Source organism: Bradyrhizobium sp. 18BD, from assembly GCF_054185225.1.
In genome coordinates this window covers 16,654-33,512 of the sequence record NZ_JAVAYL010000016.1, presented here as the reverse complement: position 1 = coordinate 33,512, position 16,859 = coordinate 16,654, and the positions used below count along the sequence as shown (strand labels likewise).

Below are 16,859 nucleotides of genomic sequence, written 5' to 3'. Positions count from 1 at the left end.
CGCTTGGCGGCCGCGTTCGCGGGACACGACGGAGAGTGGTGGCCTACTTCTGCTGCTGCGGCAGGAAGGTCGGGCCGACCGAGCGGATCGGCTTGTTCTCCGACGAGGTCGTGGGGGCAGGATCCGCAGGCGGCGTCGTAGCTGGTGCGGTTGCCGTCGTCGGCGCGGGGGCTGCACCCTTCTTGGTCGTCGCGGCAGGCGTGCCCTTGCTCAGGCGCTGCTGCTGCATCTTCCTGGCGCTCTCCTCGGTGACGATGATGTCACCCTGCTGCTCGGCCGCGGCCTTGTCGTCGGCCGATTTCAGCGCATCGGCCCAGGTCTGGCCCGCGGCCTTGCACGAGCAGGACGGGTTGAACTCGCTGCGGAATTTGAAGGCGGTCGGAAGCGCCGTGTAGGGCTGTCCACCGACCGACACCGCCGAGTTCATGTCCTCGCCGGGATTGCGATGGGTGTAGAGCACGGCTTCCGCGGCCGGGCACAACGCCTTGCAGGTCTTCTCGTCGTCGGGGAAGCGCGCCGGCACGGTGGCGAACGAGATCGGGAAATAGGCGCCGTCGCAGGTGCGCACGCAGACGGTGCGATAGGTGCCGGATTGCGGGCCGAGATCGGAGGGCGGCACGCCTTGCGGGCTATTCGGGTTGTTCGGGTTGTTGCCGCCGAACAGGTTGCTCAGGAAATTGCCGCCGCCTTGTGACTGCGCGGCGTTGGCATATTGCGGGCCGCAACTGTTCTGCGCCAGCGCCATCAGCACCGAGCGGCGCTGATTGTCGCGCTCCGGGCTGAAGCCGCCGCCGCGCAGGCGTTCGAGATTGCCGGTGATCTGGTCGAGATTGGCGCGCATCTGCTGGATCTGGGTGTTGACCGGGCCGCATTGCGCCTGCTGGCCGTTGAACAGCGAGAAGAAGCCGGAGGAATCGCAGCCCATGCGCTTGGCCTGCATGGTGACGCGATCGAGCTCGGCCTGCTGCTTGGCCTGGGAATCCTGGTAGCGGCGGATCTGGTCGTCGCGTGCGGGGTCGCCACCGCCGCCGCCACGATCGAGCGCGGCGAGCTGGCCCTCCAGTCGCACGCACATCGGATTGGGACCAAGCCCGTTCTGGCCGGGCTGAGGCGGCGGGCCAGGCGGACCGGCCTGCGCGAAAGCGCCATTGGCGAGCACGACCGTGCCGAGGAGGACGGTGCAGGCAAGGAAGGAGCGGGCACGGGAGAGAGACAAAAATTCAGGCATATCCGCCATTCTAGCGAGGTCGCGGCCCAGCGTGATCTGGGGGGCCGAAGCGCGCCCTCCCATAGCCGCTTCCTGCGGCATCGTCACGTCGTTTCAGGGGCCGAAGACCGGTCCTAAGGTCCGCCAGCTCCGAGGGAATTCAGCGCTGGCAGGTGATTGCGACATATTCGTCGCAATGGCCATGGGAGCAGTTTGCGCCGGTTTTGGGGACAGAGCCGGTAATTTCGTCGGGATCGACCCGGCGATAGCTTGATGCTTGGGCAAAATCCCGTGACTGGCAGTAGGTCCGCGCGACCTGCGCACCGCATTTGTCGCCCTTGGCCAGGCACTTGTCGACGCCGTAGCCGTCCGCCTGGTTGGCGATGATGAAGACGCGGGTCTCGGCAAAGGCGCCGGATGCCGCGACGAAGGAGCCGCAAAGGACGAGCGCGAACAGGGATCGCATGGGTGCACCGGGGCTTCAGAGGACCGCCGGGTTTCAAGTAAACTCAAAAGGTTAAGGATAATGGAACCATCGTGGCGGGCGGGCTGCGCATTGCGGGCATAAGACGGCATTTTCGCGGCTCCCTTGACGGCAGGGCCCCGCGTGGCCCATATGTTCCCGCATGAACGGTCTCCTCGCCATTTGCATCATTTGCGAGATTACGAGCTAGCGATTCGCTGGCTGGAGCCGTCTTTTCTCAAACACATTGAGAGCACTGGACGCCCGGCCAACAGCCGACGGGTGTCCATATGGAATTACGCCTCTACGATACGCTGAGCCGGGACAAGCGCACCTTCGTGCCGCTCGATGCCAAGAACGTCCGCATGTATGTCTGCGGACCGACTGTCTATGACTTCGCCCATATCGGCAATGCGCGGCCGGTGATCGTGTTCGACGTGCTGTTTCGGCTGCTGCGCCATCTCTACGGCGAGGCCCACGTCAAATATGTCCGCAACATCACCGACGTCGACGACAAGATCAACGACCGCGCCGCGCGCGACTTTCCCGGCCTGCCGCTGAACGAGGCGATCCGCAAGGTCACCGAGCAGACCGGCAAGCAGTTTCACGCCGACGTCGACGCGCTTGGCGCACTGCGGCCGAGCGTCGAGCCGCGCGCGACCGAGCACATCGTCGAGATGCGCGAGATCATCGAGCGGCTGATCAAAGGCGGCTTTGCCTATGCCGCCGAGGACCATGTGCTGTTCTCGCCGCAGGCGATGAACGCGGCCAATGACGGACTGCCGCGCTATGGCGCGCTGTCCAACCGCTCGCTGGACGAGATGGTCGCCGGCGCCCGCGTCGATGTCGCGCCCTACAAGAAAGGCAACACCGACTTCGTGCTGTGGAAGCCGTCGAAGCCGGGCGAGCCGTCATGGCCGTCGCCGGCCGGCATCAAGGCCGAGGGGCGTCCGGGCTGGCACATCGAGTGCTCGGCCATGGCCTGGAAGCATCTCGGCGAGCATTTTGACATCCATGGCGGCGGTATCGATCTCGTGTTTCCGCATCACGAGAACGAGGTCGCGCAGACCTGCTGCGCCTTCCACCAGGAGCGCATGGCGAACTACTGGATGCACAACGGCTTTCTGCAGGTCGAGAGCGAGAAGATGTCGAAGTCGCTCGGCAACTTTATCACGATCCACGAGCTGCTTCAGGACTGGCCGGGCGAGGTGCTGCGCCTGAACATGCTGAAGACGCACTACCGCTCGCCGATCGACTGGACCATGAAGTCGCTGGAGGAAAGCGCCAGGACGCTCGACGACTGGTATCGCGTCGCCGCCGATGTCGAACCCGGTAGGCCGGCCGCGTCCGTGGTCGAGCCGCTGCTCGACGACCTCAACACCTCGCTCGCGATAGCGGCGCTGCACAGCCTGCGCGGCAGCGACGTGCCCGCTTTGGCGGGGTCGCTGCGGCTGCTCGGATTCCTGTCCGAGAGCGCGGCGCAGTGGGAAGGCCGCAAGCAGCAGGCGAGCGGCGTCGTTGCCGCGGAGGTCGAACGCCTGATCGCGGAGCGAACCGCAGCGCGCGGCCGGAAGGATTTTAAGGAGTCCGACCGCATCCGCGACCTGCTCGCCGCGATGGGCGTTGCGATCAAGGATTCCAAGGACGGGACGACGTGGGAGGTGACGCGATGACGCGGCCCGACACGCCGTTCCCGCGGCACTGGCTCTATTACATCGCGCTGAAGATCCTGCTGCTCGGTGCCGCCGTGGCGATCGTGCTGAAACTCTATGGGATGTGGTGAAGACAATGGGACAGACTTTGCCGAAGCCCGGCTTGCGGCCGTTCCTGCCGGATGACGTGCCGGTGCTCGCTGCGATCTTCACCGCCAGCATCGAGGAACTGACCGGCGACGATTATAGCGAGGCGCAGCAGCAGGCCTGGATGGAGGCGGCCGAGGACGAAGAGTTCGGCAAGCGGCTCGCCTCCGACCTGACGCTGATCGCGACGCTCGAAGGCTCGCCCGTCGGTTTCGCCTCGCTGCGCGGCGCCGATCACATCCGCATGCTCTATGTGCATCCGGCCGTGGCCGGGCAGGGCATCGCGACCATGCTGGTGGACGCGCTGGAGAAGCTCGCCGGCGGCCGCGGCGCTACGGCGCTCACGGTCGATGCCAGCGACACCGCGCAGGGCTTTTTCGCCAAGCGCGGCTACAGTGCCCAGCAGCGCAACAGCGTCGCCATCAACGATGAATGGCTCGCCAACACCACGATGAAGAAGACGCTCGGAGCAGCGCAATGAGCAAAGAGCGCCTCTATCTGTTCGACACCACACTGCGCGACGGCGCGCAGACCAATGGCGTCGATTTCACGCTGACCGACAAGCAGGTCATCGCCGCGATGCTCGACGATCTCGGCATCGACTATGTCGAGGGCGGCTATCCCGGCGCCAATCCGCTCGACACCGAGTTCTTCGGCTCCAAGCCGAAGCTCAATCATGCGCGCTTCACCGCCTTCGGCATGACGCGCCGGGCAGGGCGCTCGGTCTCCAACGATCCCGGTGTCGCCGGGCTTTTGGAAGCCAAGGCGGACGCGATCTGTTTCGTCGCAAAGTCCTCCGCCTATCAGGTGCGCGTCGCGCTGGAGACGACGAAGGAAGAGAATCTCGCCTCGATCCGCGACAGCGTCGCGGCGGCGAAAGCTGCCGGCCGCGAGGTCATGCTCGACTGCGAGCATTTCTTTGACGGCTACAAGGAAGATGCGAGCTTCGCGCTTGCCTGCGCCAAGGCCGCCTATGAGGCCGGCGCGCGCTGGGTGGTGCTGTGCGACACCAATGGCGGCACCATGCCGAACGAGGTCGAGGCCATCGTCACCGAGGTGACCAAGCACATCCCCGGCGATCACGTCGGCATCCACGCCCATAACGACACCGAGCAGGCGGTGGCCAATTCGCTGGCCGCGGTGCGCGCCGGTGCGCGGCAGATCCAGGGCACGCTGAACGGTCTCGGCGAGCGCTGCGGCAACGCCAATCTCTGTTCGCTGATTCCGACCTTGAAGCTGAAGAAGGAGTTTTCGGACGCCTTCGAGATCGGCGTCACCGCCGAGAAGCTGGCGACGCTCGTCAAGGTCTCGCGCACGCTCGACGACATGCTCAACCGTGTGCCGAACCGGCATGCGGCCTATGTCGGCGAAAGCGCCTTCGTCACCAAGACCGGCATCCATGCCTCCGCCGTGATGAAGGATCCGCAGACCTACGAGCACGTCTTGCCCGAACTGGTCGGCAATCACCGCAAGGTGCTGGTGTCGGACCAGGCCGGCCGCTCCAACGTGATCGCCGAGCTCGACCGCGCCGGGATCGCTTACGAGAAGAGCGATCCGAAGCTGACGCGTCTCGTCGAGGAATTGAAGGAGCGCGAGGCGGCCGGCTACGCCTATGAATCCGCCAACGCCTCGTTCGAGCTCCTGGCGCGCCGCACGCTCGGCAAGGTGCCGCATTATTTCGAGGTCGAGCAGTTCGACGTCAATGTCGAGCAGCGCTACAATTCGCATGGCGAGCGCGTCACTGTCGCTCTGGCCGTGGTCAAGGTCGACGTTGCCGGCGAGCATTTGATTTCCGCTGCCGAAGGCAACGGCCCCGTCAACGCGCTCGACGTGGCGCTGCGCAAGGATCTCGGCAAGTACCAGAAGTACATCGAAGGGCTGACGCTAATCGATTACCGCGTGCGTATCCTCAATGGCGGCACCGGTGCGGTCACGCGCGTGCTGATCGAGAGCGAGGACGAGAACGGCGATCGCTGGACCACGGTCGGCGTGTCCCCGAACATCATCGATGCCTCGTTCCAGGCGCTGATGGATTCGGTGATCTACAAGCTCGTGAAATCGGGCGCGCCGGCGTAGGGCGACGGCGGTGTGACAAACGCCGTCATTGCGAGGAGCGAAGCGACGAAGCAATCCAGACTGTCTCCGCGGAGGCATTCTGGATTGCTTCGCTTCGCTCGCAATGACGAGGAGGAGGGGGCAAACATGATCGACCACATCTCCGTCGGCGTCAGCGATCTCGATCGCTCCGCAACATTCTACGAAGCCACGCTCGCCGCCCTTGGCCTCACGCGTCTCGTCACGCGGCCGCGCACGGTCGGTTTCGGCAAGGCCTATCCGGAATTCTGGATCAATCTGCGCGAGGCAATGCCACGCGTCGCGCCTGAGAGCGGTGTGCACATCTGCCTGCGGGCGAAGACGACCGGCGAGGTCGATGCGTTTCATGCGGCAGCACTTGCGACCGGTGGCGCCTGCGACGGTGCGCCCGGCATCCGTCCGCATGACCGCGTGCGCTACTACGCGGCCTTCGTTACCGACCCTGATGGTAACCGGATCGAGGCGGTGACGTTCCCGCAGGAGTAGCGCATGATCCGGAAAAGTGTGCAGCGGTTTTCCCTCGCGACAAACGCGGAACGCGTTTGCGCGGAGATCATGCGCAAACAAAAAAATTTTACAGCTTGCGCGCCACTTCCGGGGCGAGCTGCTTTTCCGCTTCGGCGATCTGGGCCACGGCCGCCTTCAGCTTCGGCAGGATCTCCTCGATACGATCGGCCTTGAGGATGTCGACCGACAGGCCGGCGCGGATGAACTCGGTCTGGCGCATGTGCGACAGCAGCGAGAACAGCGGCTCCCAGAAATTGTCGATGTTGGCGAGCAGCACCGGCTTGGCGTGACGGCCGAGCTGCTTCCATGTCAGCTGCTCGACCAGCTCTTCCAGCGTGCCGACGCCGCCCGGCAGCGCCACGAAGGCGTCGGAGCGCTCGAACATCAGCCGCTTGCGCTCGTGCATGTCGGGCGTGACGATCATTTCCTGCACGCGGGTCAGCGCATTCTCGCGCTTGCGGAGGAATTCGGGAATGATGCCGGTGACTGTGCCGCCGTGGTCGAGCACGGAGGTCGCGACCGAGCCCATCAGGCCGAGCGAGCCGCCGCCATAGACCAGGCGAATGTTGTTCTCGGCGAGCGCCTTGCCGAACGCCTTGGCGCCTTCGGTGAAGCGGGGATTGGTTCCGGGGCCGGAGCCGCAATAGACACAGACGGTTTTCATGGTGCTCATTGGTGTCATGATGCATTGCAGCGAAGAGGCGTCAAGCCCAATCGGTGATTCGGATCACCCGGAAATCTACCGGTAAATGGCGACAAACAATCAAAGATTCGCCATCTGGCGGGGTGCGCTGGCATCGGGAAGGCTTTATATGACAGGCGAAAATCGCAAATCGTAACGCCGCCCGCATCCGGCGGGCCTTCAGGCTTCTTGATGGACCAACCTCAATCGTTCGACGGCGCCGACGTTCCCAATCCTCCCGTCGGGGGGCAGTCGGAGCGGGCTACGCTGATGGGCACGCTGGCGCATTTGTGGCCCTATATCTGGCCGGGCGACCGCTTCGACCTGAAGATGCGGGTGGTCTGGTCGATGGTGCTGCTGCTCGCCGCCAAGCTGATCACGCTGACGGTGCCGTTCAGCTTCAAATGGGCAACGGACGCGCTGACCGGCGCCAACACCGCGCCGGTCGCGGCCGACAATTGGCATCTCTGGGTGATCGCCTCGCCGCTGCTGCTCACCGCGAGCTACGGCGTGATGCGCATCCTGATGGCGGTGCTGACGCAATGGCGCGACGGCATTTTCGCGCGCGTCGCCATGCATGCGGTGCGCAAGCTCGCCACCATCACCTTCGTCCACATGCACGAGCTGTCGCTGCGCTTCCACCTCGAGCGCAAGACCGGCGGCCTGACGCGCGTTCTCGAGCGCGGCCGCGAGGGCATCGAGGTCATCGTGCGCATGGTGATCCTGCAGCTGATCCCGACCATCGTCGAGGTCTCGCTGCTGATGGCCGTATTGCTCTGGCAGTTCGACTGGCGCTACGTGGTCGCGACCCTGATCACCGTCGCGGTCTACATGTACTATACCTACATCGCGACCGAGTGGCGGATCGGCATCCGCCGCAAGATGAACGATTCCGATACCGAGGCGAACACCAAGGCGATCGACTCGCTGCTCAACTACGAGACCGTAAAGTATTTCAGCGCCGAGACCCGCGAGGCGCAGCGCTACGACAAGTCGGTCGCGCGCTACGAGGAGGCGAGCGTCCACACCTACACTTCGCTCGCCGTGCTCAATACCGGCCAGGCCGTAATCTTCACGCTGGGGTTGACCGCGACCATGCTGATGTGCGCGATCGGCGTGCGCAACGGCACCAACACGGTCGGCGATTTCGTGCTGGTCAACGCCATGATGATCCAGCTCTACCAGCCGCTGAATTTCATGGGCATGGTCTATCGCGAGATCAAGCAGGCGATCATCGACATCGAGAAGATGTTCGGCGTGATCGGCCGCGAAGCCGAGATCAAGGACGCCCCCGGCGCGCAGCCGCTCACTGTTTCCGCCGGCACGGTGCGCTTCGAGGACGTGCGCTTTGCCTATGAGCCGACGCGCCCGATCCTGAAGGGTATCAGCTTCGAGGTGCCGGCCGGCAAGACCGTTGCTATCGTCGGCCCGTCCGGTGCGGGCAAGTCGACGATCTCGCGCCTGTTGTTCCGTCTCTATGACGTCTCCGGCGGCAAGATCCTGATCGACGGCCAGGACATCCGCGAGGTCACGCAGGCAAGCCTGCGCGCCTCGATCGGCATGGTGCCGCAGGACACGGTGCTGTTCAACGACACCATCCGCTACAACATCCGCTACGGCCGCTGGGACGCGACCGACGCGGAGGTCGAGGAGGCCGCGAGCCTCGCGCAGATCGACAATTTCATCCGGATGGCGCCGATGGGCTACGAGACCCAGGTCGGCGAGCGCGGGCTGAAGCTGTCGGGCGGCGAGAAGCAGCGCGTCGCCATCGCGCGCACCGTGCTCAAGGCACCGCCGATCCTGGTGCTGGACGAGGCGACCTCGGCGCTCGACACCCACACCGAGCACGAGATCCAGGGCGCGCTCGACCGTGTGGCCAGGAACCGCACCTCGCTGGTGATCGCGCACCGGCTCTCGACCATCGTCGGCGCCGACGAGATCATCGTGCTCGACCAGGGCCGCATCGCCGAGCGCGGCACCCACGCCAAGCTGCTGGCGCAGGGCGGTCTCTATGCCAGCATGTGGAACAGGCAGCGCGAGGCGGAGGCGGCGCGCGAGAAACTGGCCCAGATGGCCGACAGCGGCGAGGCCCCCAACCGGGAGCCGCCGGCGGTCGACGACGCCCTGACGGCGCCTGCGGCCGCGGAGTGACCTTGTCTCCGGTCCCAACTCTGGCCTAAACAGGCCCACCGCACCGGGAGATGCCCGCGTGCCATCAACCCTGAGCGGCAGATAGCGATGTCCATTCTCGATTCGATCCAGCGTCAGATCCCGCCGATCCACAAGGAGGGCTATCCCTTCATCGGCGGCTTTGCGCTGGCAAGCCTGATCCTGTTCTGGCTGTGGTCTCCGCTGGGCTGGATCGGCACGATCCTGACCGTCTGGTGCGCGCTGTTCTTCCGCGACCCCGTCCGTGTGACGCCGGTGCGTGAGGGGCTCGTGGTGTCGCCGGCCGACGGCCGCGTCTCGATGATCACCATGGCATTGCCGCCGGCCGAGCTCGGGCTCGGCGACCGTCCGCTGCCGCGCATCTCGGTGTTCATGAGCGTGTTCAACTGCCACGTGAACCGCAGCCCGATCGCGGGCAGGGTGGACCGTATCGCCTACCGTCCCGGTCTCTTCATCAATGCCGAGCTCGACAAGGCGAGCGAGGACAATGAGCGCAACTCGCTGGTGATCACGACGCCGACGGCGCGGATCGGCGTGATCCAGATCGCTGGCCTCGTCGCCAAGCGCATCGTCTGCTTCGTCAAGGAGGGCCAGGCCATCGGCGCCGGCGAGCGTTTCGGCCTGATCCGCTTCGGCTCCCGGCTCGACGTCTATTTGCCGCTCGGCACCAAGGCGCTGGTGTCGGAGGGGCAAACCGCGATCGCGGGCGAGACCATTCTGGCCGACCTCGCCGGCGACGACCCGAGCCGCGCCTACCGCGCCAATTAACCAAAGCCGGGCCAAACAGGGCCTTCCGCCGCGATGGCGGAGGGGGACATGGCTTGCTATATCTCGCCTTGAGGTGAGGACCAGCAATGACGCCCTACGACTTCAAAGACCCTGACGTGCGCCGCCGGCGGTTCCGCCCGATCCCGGTGCGGATGCTGGTGCCCAACGTCATCACGCTGCTGGCGATCTGCGCCGGCCTGACTGCGATCCGGCTGTCGATCGAGGGGCGGATGACGCTCGCCGTCTACGCCATCGTGTTCGCAGCCGCGCTCGACGGCATCGACGGCCGCATCGCGCGCATGATCAAGGGCCAGTCCAAATTCGGCGCCGAGCTCGACAGCCTCGCCGACTTCGTCAATTTCGGCGTGGCGCCCGGCTTGATGTTGTATTTCTGGCAGTTGCACGAACTCGGCAATGCCGGCTGGATCGCGGCCATGGTGTTTGCGATCTCCATGTGCCTGCGGCTCGCGCGTTTCAACGCCACGCTTGATGACCCGAACAAGCCGGCGTTCGCCGCCAATTTCTTCACCGGCGTGCCCGCGCCGGCCGGCGCGATCACCGTGATGCTGCCGATCTATGCGGCGTTTCTGGATCTGGGGCGCTGGCCCGCGGCGCTGACGGCCGGTTACACGCTGCTGGTTGCCTTCCTGATGGTATCGCGCCTGCCGGTGTTCTCCGGCAAGAGCATGCGCATGCGGGTGCCGCCGGAGCTGGTGTTGCCGGCGTTCGTCGGGGTGATCTTCTTCGTTGCGCTTCTGATCAGCTATCCCTGGTACGTGCTCTCGATCGGCACGGTGCTGTATCTGCTCTGCCTGCCGCTCGGCTACAAATCCTATCGCGACCAGGCGCGTGCGATGGAGGCCAGTGCGACCGCGGGAGGAGGCGAAGTCCCGTCACCGCCCTCGGCGCCGACCTTGGCAAATCTGTCAGAGCCGCCGCACGACGAGGACGACCGGCCCGGCCGGCTGCACTAAAGCGCGATGAGATTTGGCTGGTGCGTCATCGCGCTTTAGGTCGTTGTTTGAGCATGATCTTTGCGGAAAACCGCTGCGCACTTTTCCGGATCATGCTCTAGGTCGTTTTCTCGGATGTCTGCCATGAAGGCGTCCGAGTTGGGTTGAGGCCCGATCTCGGCTATATCGCCCAGTGCCGGCGGCACCGCGCCAACAGCGGCCGCCAATCTGGGAGAGAACGCCGTGACTGATAAAGCGACCGGGCCGCTGCCCGCTTCCGTCCTCGAAGCACTGGGCCGCTACGACACCCCGACGATCTGCAACGCCATGGAGATCGTGGCGCCCGAGCGCCGCCTGATCGGCTACACCACCAAGCAACTGGTCTGCCCGTTCCCCGACCTGCCGCCGATCGTCGGCTATGCGCGCACGGTCGCGATCCGTTCGGTGCTGAAGTCCTCGCTGCCGCCGGAAGAGCAGTCCAGGCGCCGCATCGAATACTACGAATATGTCGGCACCGGCCATGGTCCGCGCATCTCGGTGATCCAGGACATCGATGGTCCTGATGTCGGCTACGGCGCGTTCTGGGGCGAGGTGCAGAGCAACGTGCACAAGGCGCTCGGCTGCCTCGGCGTCATCACCGACGGCTCGATCCGCGACATCCCGCAATGGGCTCCGGGCTTCCAGGCACTGGCTGGGTCGATCGGCCCGTCGCATGCCTGGGTGCATGCGGAGAGCTTTGGCGGCGAGGTGCGCGTCGCCGGCATGACCGTGAAATCGGATGACCTCATCCACGCCGACCAGCATGGCGCCATCGTGATCCCGCTCGACATCGCCGCAAAGCTGCCCGAGGCCGCCGAGCTCTGCGGCCGCCGCGAGACGCCGATCCTGGAGATTGCCCGCAGCCCCGACTTCTCGCTCGAGAAGCTGAAGGCCGCGCTGAAGCGCTCGGCGGAAATCCACTAAGCGCGACTGAAGCCCTACGGCCGCGGTGCCGGCCGCGGGCCGCCTTGTTCGGTCAGAAACAGGGCGGCCTGATCGGGCTCACCGAAGACGGCGGCGGCGCATCCGATCAGGGTGAAGCCGCCGGCGAGATCCCACAGGGTGAGGTCGTCCGCATCATCGGGAATATGAATCAGGCGGGCTGCGATCACGGCGAAGGCGGCCTCGACGAAGAGCAGCACGCTGAACGCCGGTAGCACCAGCTCCGGCTCGAGCAGATGGAACGCCAGCACCGCCGGCAGTGCGGTGAGAAGACTGAACAGCGTCAACATTGCAAATCGGCTCCCGCGATGGAGCATGCCGCAGGGCCGTAGATTACTGCACGATCTCGCGCCGCGGATGTGGCGCAGGGCCGCAGTCGGAGAGCGACAATGAACATGAATGGCAAGACGGTCTTGATCACCGGTTCCACCGACGGTGTGGGCCGCTACGTCGCGCGACGGCTGGCGGAAGAGGGTGCGAAAGTCCTGATCCACGGCCGCGACGCGGCGCGCGCGAAGGCGTTGAGCGACGAGATCGTGAAGGCCGGCCACGCGGCGCCAATTTTCTACCAGGCCGACCTGTCGTCGATGTCGGACACGCGTGCGCTGGCCGAGGCCGTTGCGCGCGATCATCAACGCCTCGATGTGTTCGTCAGCAATGCCGGTATCGGCTCGCAGAACGATGGGCAAAGGCAAGTCAGTGCCGACGGCCACGAGCTGCGCTTTGCCGTGAACTATCTCTCGGGCTTCCTGCTGGCCCATCTGCTGCTGCCGCTGCTCAAGGTTGCTGCGCCATCGCGGATCGTCAATGTCGCTTCGCTTGGACAGCATCCGATCGATTTCGACGATGTCATGATCACGAAGGGCTACAGCGGTTCGCGCGCCTATGCGCAGAGCAAACTCTCGCAGATCATGTTCACCATCGATCTCGCCGAGGAGCTGAAGGGGGCCGGCGTCACCGTCAATTCGCTGCATCCGGCAACCTATATGAACACCACGATGGTGCGTGCCGGCGGCATCTCGCCGATCTCGACGGTGGAGCAGGGCGGCGCCGCGATCCTGCATCTGGTCGAAGGCGACGACGTCGCAGGCAAGAGCGGCCTGTTCTTCAACGGCATGAACGAGGCCCGCGCCAATCCGCAAGCCTATAATGCCGACGCGCGCAGGCGCCTGCGTGCGCTCAGCCTGAAGCTGACAGGACTGTCGTCTTAACACGCCGCAATAATGGTTAGCGAAGTGTTGAGATTCCTGTCGGCGTTGGGCAAAGCCGGCGCCCTGTCAGCGCACTGAGCCGGCCGGAGGCGTCGGCTCAACTTAACCTTTACGTGGCTTTAAGGGCGGCGCTCTAGGGTTTCCGATGCGGTTCGGGGTTGGGCCGCGCCAGCGGCCAGGACGGCCGTTGTTGCGTACGCGTTGGAGTATGCCATGGACATTATGACGGGCGTTGGGCTCACGGCCGGCATCATCGTCATCACGGCGATGATCTTCATGGGCGGCGACCTTCACATGTTCATCTCCGAACATGCCATGATCATCATCTTCGGCGGCTCGATCTCCGCCACCATGATCCGCTTTCCGCTGTCTGCGCTCCTGCACGGCCTCCCGCTCGGCGCCAAGTTCGCCTTCACCATGAGCCGCCTGTCGGCCCACGACCTCGTTGACGAGCTCGCCCGCATCGCCGAGATCGCCCGCAAGCAGGGCCCGGTCGGCCTCGAAAAGGTCGAGACCGACGAGCCGTTCCTCGCCAAGGGCATCCGCTACGTCGCCGACGGCTACGACCTCGATTTCATCCGCGACAATCTCGAGCGCGACCGCGACAACTTCCTGATGCACCTCGACGAAGGCAGCAAGATCTACCGCGCCATCGGTGACTGCGCCCCGGCGTTCGGCATGATCGGCACCCTGATCGGTATGGTGCAGATGTTTGCGAACATGACCGACCCCTCCAAGCTCGGCCCGTTCATGGCGACCGCGCTGCTTGCGACGCTGTACGGCGCGCTGGTCGCGAACCTGTTCTGTCTGCCGATCGCCGACAAGCTGCACGGCAAGCTGCTCGACGAGGAAACCAACCGCACGCTGATCATCGACGGCATCCTGATGATCCGCGACTCCAAGAGCCCGACGCTCGTGCGCGAAATGCTGCTGGCCTATCTGCCGGAGAAGCATCGTCACGCCGAAGGCGAGCCGGTGCCGGCCTAAGGTCGCTCGGTCCCGGATATTGAGAGATGGCCAAGAAGAAGCGCGGCGATGCTCATGGCGGTGGTCACGGCTGGTTCGTGACCTTCGCCGACCTGATGGGTCTGATGATGAGCTTCTTCGTGATGCTCGTCGCGTTCTCGACGCAGGACGCCAACAAGCTGAAGATCGTCGCCGGCTCGATGCGCGACGCCTTCGGCGTGCAGAGCGAGGCGCGCTACGCCGGCATCGTCGAGTCCGACGGCCTGCCGACACGCCCGCGCCTGAAGAACGTCGACCACATCCAGCCCGAGGATGCCTCCAACACGCCGACGCCGGACCAGGAGGATCGCGACAAGACGTCGGGCGCGAAGATCAAGGTCGACCGCAATTTCGCGCTCGCAGCCGCCTCGCTGCGCCAGGCGCTGCAGGACATGCCGGAACTGACCGAGATGTCCAAGCACATCATGTTCGAGGAAACCAAGCAGGGCCTCAATCTGGAGATCGTCGACCAGGATGGCCGCTCGATGTTCGCCGACGGCTCCAAGGTGCCCTATGACCGCACCCGCCGACTGATCGAGAAGCTCGCGATCCCGCTCAAGGCGACGCCGCTGCGCGTCTCCATCGCCGGCCACACCGCGGCCGGATTCGTGCCGACCCGCAGCGACTACGGCGCCTTCGACCTGTCGGCCGACCGCGCCAATGCCGTGCGTCAGATCCTCGAGCGCGAGGGCCTGCCGGGCTCGCACATCTTCGCCGTCTCCGGCAAGGCGGACACCCAGCCGCTGTTTCCGGACGATCCCTCGCTCGCCGCCAACCGGCGCGTGACCATCACCCTGATGCGCGAAGACCCGCCGCTGCCGCCGAATCTGAAGCCGTAACCCCCTTGCGCTACCATCTTACCTGAGGCATGTCGTCGCGCAGGCGACGAGCGTGGCCGCGCCGTCACAGCATCTCGCTCTGCGCCTGCTAAGGTGGTGTGCCGATTGACAGGCGCGCCGGAAGCGTCAAAAGGCGCCGGATCAAATTCAGGGACGAAGCGTTTTCCATCTTCATGACGGCGAGCATCACACAGGCCGAGACCCAGGAAGGGCCGGTCACTTCGGGCTTTTGGTCCCTCACGCTCGGGAGCATCGGCGTCGTCTTCGGCGACATCGGCACCTCGCCGCTCTACGCATTCCACGAGGCGGTACGCGGCGCGGCCCATGGCGAGCCGGTCTCGCGGGTCATGGTGCTCGGCGTGCTCTCGCTGATCCTGTGGGCGCTGCTGATCGTCGTCACCGCCAAATATGTCCTGTTGCTGCTGCGCGCCGACAATAACGGGGAGGGCGGCACGCTCTCGCTGATGGCGCTCGGCCAGCGCGCGCTGGGGCGGCGGAGCTGGTTCCTGCTCGCGCTCGGCGTGGTCGGCGCCTCCATGTTCATCGGCGATTCCATGATCACGCCGGCGATCTCGGTGCTGTCGGCGGTCGAAGGCCTCAAGCTCGCAACGCCCGCGTTTGAGCACTATGTGGTGCCGCTCACCGTCGCCATCCTGGCGCTGCTGTTCGCGGTGCAGAGCAAGGGCACCGCGCTGGTGGCCTCAGCCTTCGGGCCGGTGATGGTGGTCTGGTTCACGGTCCTGGCGGTGATGGGCGCGGTCCACATCGCCGACGATCCCACGGTGCTCGCGGCGATCAATCCCTATTACGCGCTGCAATTCCTGCTGTCGCACGGCACGATCGGCCTCGTGACGCTGGGCGCCGTGTTCCTGGCGGTGACGGGCGGCGAGGCGCTCTACGCCGATCTCGGCCATTTCGGCCGCAAGCCGATCCAGTCGGCCTGGATGTTCTTCGTGCTCCCTGCGCTCTTGATCAACTATTTCGGGCAGGGCGCACTGGTGCTGTCCGATCCGAGCGCGATCGAGCATTCCTTCTACCGCATGGTGCCGGAGCATCTGGTGCTGCCGCTGGTCGGCCTTGCAACCGCCGCCACCGTGATCGCGAGCCAGGCGGTGATTACCGGCGCCTATTCGCTGGTCTATCAGGCTGTGCAGCTCGGCCTATTGCCGCGCTTCGAGGTCCGTTACACGTCTGAAACCCATGCCGGCCAGATCTATCTGCCGCGCGTCAATCGGCTGCTGCTGATCGGCGTGATGCTGCTGGTGCTGCTGTTCCACACCCCCAGCAACCTCGCGTCGGCCTACGGCATCGCGGTCTCCACCACCATGGTCGCCGACGGCGTCATGGGTTTTGTCGTGATCTGGAAATTGTGGAACTGGCGCGCCGCGACGGCGGCCGCCGTGATCGTGCCTTTCGTCGTCGTCGACATCAGCTTCTTCAGCGCCAATCTGCTGAAGCTGCTCGAAGGCGCCTGGGTGCCGCTGCTGTTCGGCGCCGCCATGGCGGGAACGATCTGGACCTGGCGGCGTGGCTCGGGAATCCTGATCCAGAAGACGCGCCGGATCGAGGTGCCGCTGGACGATCTGATCCGCAGCCTGGAGAAGCGGCCGCCGCATATCGTCAAGGGCACCGCGGTGTTCCTGACCAGCGATCCCGCCTTCGTGCCGACCGCGCTGCTGCACAATCTCAAGCACAACAAGGTGCTGCACGAGCACAACGTGATCCTCACCATCGAGACCGCGCACACGCCGCGGGTCGATTTGTCCGAGCGGTTCCGCATGGAGAAGATCAGCGACAAGTTCTCAAAGGTCCGGCTGCGCTTCGGCTACATGGAGCAGCCGAACGTGCCCAAGGCGCTCGCGATCGCGCGCAAGCAGGGCTGGCAGTTCGACATCATGTCGACCTCGTTCTTCGTGTCGCGAAGGTCGCTGAAGGCCTCGGCGCAGTCGGGCATGCCGCTGTGGCAGGACCATTTGTTCATCGCGCTGAGCCGGTCCGCCAATGATGCCACAGACTATTTCCAGATCCCGACCGGGCGGGTGGTTGAAGTCGGAACCCAAGTCACTATTTGAAACGCAACTGGCAAACCCATGCAAAATTTGCATGGCGAGGGCCCGAAATCGGGCTAGGCTATGCCGCCAGCGCAGGACTATAAGCCCCGCGCTCTTCCGCCGTTGTGCA

Annotated in this window: 16 protein-coding genes; 12 read left to right on the top strand and 4 right to left on the bottom strand. The window is 65.0% G+C overall.

Annotation, left to right across the window (positions count from 1 at the left end; all coding sequences use genetic code 11):
- Nucleotides 1–43 precede the first annotated feature (43 nt).
- Both RAD16_RS26530 and RAD16_RS26525 read right to left on the bottom strand, forming a co-directional pair.
- Nucleotides 44–1,237: a DUF2865 domain-containing protein gene (locus RAD16_RS26530; protein ID WP_458160942.1), complete on the bottom strand. Its 1,194-nt coding sequence runs from the start codon at nucleotides 1,235–1,237 to the stop codon at nucleotides 44–46.
- Between the two features lie 130 nt (nucleotides 1,238–1,367).
- Entirely contained in the window at nucleotides 1,368–1,673 is a 306-nt protein-coding gene (locus RAD16_RS26525; RefSeq protein WP_458160783.1) for a hypothetical protein, read from the bottom strand.
- A 287-nt stretch (nucleotides 1,674–1,960) separates the two neighbouring features.
- Between RAD16_RS26525 and cysS the strand changes: the two genes are divergently transcribed.
- The 4 genes from cysS to RAD16_RS26505 all read left to right on the top strand — a co-directional run bounded on the left by cysS (nucleotide 1,961) and on the right by RAD16_RS26505 (nucleotide 6,049).
- Nucleotides 1,961–3,343 (top strand): cysteine--tRNA ligase, encoded by a 1,383-nt coding sequence (gene cysS / locus RAD16_RS26520; RefSeq protein WP_458160782.1) that lies wholly within the window; start codon nucleotides 1,961–1,963, stop codon nucleotides 3,341–3,343.
- A gap of 115 nt (nucleotides 3,344–3,458) precedes the next feature.
- A complete protein-coding gene (locus tag RAD16_RS26515; protein ID WP_458160781.1) occupies nucleotides 3,459–3,950 on the top strand; it encodes a GNAT family N-acetyltransferase in 492 nt (163 codons plus the stop codon).
- Nucleotides 3,947–5,545 (top strand): citramalate synthase, encoded by a 1,599-nt coding sequence (gene cimA / locus RAD16_RS26510; RefSeq protein ID WP_458160780.1) that lies wholly within the window; start codon nucleotides 3,947–3,949, stop codon nucleotides 5,543–5,545. The genes RAD16_RS26515 and cimA overlap by 4 nt, the downstream gene beginning before the upstream one ends.
- A 126-nt stretch (nucleotides 5,546–5,671) precedes the next feature.
- Nucleotides 5,672–6,049 carry a VOC family protein gene (locus tag RAD16_RS26505; protein WP_458160779.1) on the top strand — a complete coding sequence of 126 codons (378 nt, stop codon included), beginning with the start codon at nucleotides 5,672–5,674 and terminating at the stop codon, nucleotides 6,047–6,049.
- A gap of 88 nt (nucleotides 6,050–6,137) precedes the next feature.
- On the opposite strand, the gene RAD16_RS26500 is transcribed toward RAD16_RS26505, so the two are convergent.
- Nucleotides 6,138–6,743 carry an LOG family protein gene (locus RAD16_RS26500; protein WP_458160778.1) on the bottom strand — a complete coding sequence of 202 codons (606 nt, stop codon included), beginning with the start codon at nucleotides 6,741–6,743 and terminating at the stop codon, nucleotides 6,138–6,140.
- A 201-nt stretch (nucleotides 6,744–6,944) separates the two neighbouring features.
- Between RAD16_RS26500 and RAD16_RS26495 the strand changes: the two genes are divergently transcribed.
- From RAD16_RS26495 to RAD16_RS26480, 4 genes are all read left to right on the top strand, one after another.
- Entirely contained in the window at nucleotides 6,945–8,903 is a 1,959-nt protein-coding gene (locus tag RAD16_RS26495) for an ABCB family ABC transporter ATP-binding protein/permease (protein WP_458160777.1), read from the top strand.
- A gap of 81 nt (nucleotides 8,904–8,984) precedes the next feature.
- Nucleotides 8,985–9,689 (top strand): phosphatidylserine decarboxylase, encoded by a 705-nt coding sequence (locus RAD16_RS26490; RefSeq protein ID WP_256806929.1) that lies wholly within the window; start codon nucleotides 8,985–8,987, stop codon nucleotides 9,687–9,689.
- Between the two features lie 86 nt (nucleotides 9,690–9,775).
- On the top strand, nucleotides 9,776–10,663 hold the full coding sequence (locus RAD16_RS26485; RefSeq protein WP_458160776.1) for a CDP-alcohol phosphatidyltransferase family protein: 888 nt from the start codon (nucleotides 9,776–9,778) through the stop codon (nucleotides 10,661–10,663).
- 222 nt (nucleotides 10,664–10,885) lie between these two features.
- Complete coding sequence (locus tag RAD16_RS26480; RefSeq protein WP_458160775.1) at nucleotides 10,886–11,605, top strand: RraA family protein; 720 nt, start codon at nucleotides 10,886–10,888, stop codon at nucleotides 11,603–11,605.
- Nucleotides 11,606–11,619: 14 nt separating this feature from the next.
- Here RAD16_RS26480 and RAD16_RS26475 read toward each other — a convergent pair whose 3' ends face one another.
- Complete coding sequence (locus RAD16_RS26475; protein WP_458160774.1) at nucleotides 11,620–11,913, bottom strand: hypothetical protein; 294 nt, start codon at nucleotides 11,911–11,913, stop codon at nucleotides 11,620–11,622.
- Between the two features lie 99 nt (nucleotides 11,914–12,012).
- Here RAD16_RS26475 and RAD16_RS26470 point away from each other — a divergent pair, with 99 nt between their 5' ends.
- The 4 genes from RAD16_RS26470 (at nucleotide 12,013) to RAD16_RS26455 (ending at nucleotide 16,750) form a co-directional block, all read left to right on the top strand.
- On the top strand, nucleotides 12,013–12,834 hold the full coding sequence (locus tag RAD16_RS26470) for an SDR family NAD(P)-dependent oxidoreductase (RefSeq protein ID WP_458160773.1): 822 nt from the start codon (nucleotides 12,013–12,015) through the stop codon (nucleotides 12,832–12,834).
- 213 nt (nucleotides 12,835–13,047) lie between these two features.
- Complete coding sequence (locus tag RAD16_RS26465; RefSeq protein WP_018645542.1) at nucleotides 13,048–13,821, top strand: motility protein A; 774 nt, start codon at nucleotides 13,048–13,050, stop codon at nucleotides 13,819–13,821.
- A 26-nt stretch (nucleotides 13,822–13,847) separates the two neighbouring features.
- On the top strand, nucleotides 13,848–14,678 hold the full coding sequence (locus tag RAD16_RS26460) for a flagellar motor protein MotB (RefSeq protein ID WP_458160772.1): 831 nt from the start codon (nucleotides 13,848–13,850) through the stop codon (nucleotides 14,676–14,678).
- 173 nt (nucleotides 14,679–14,851) lie between these two features.
- The gene (locus RAD16_RS26455; RefSeq protein WP_458160771.1) at nucleotides 14,852–16,750 is read left to right on the top strand and encodes a potassium transporter Kup; all 1,899 of its coding nucleotides are present in this window, start codon (nucleotides 14,852–14,854) and stop codon (nucleotides 16,748–16,750) included.
- Nucleotides 16,751–16,859: the final 109 nt, after the last annotated feature.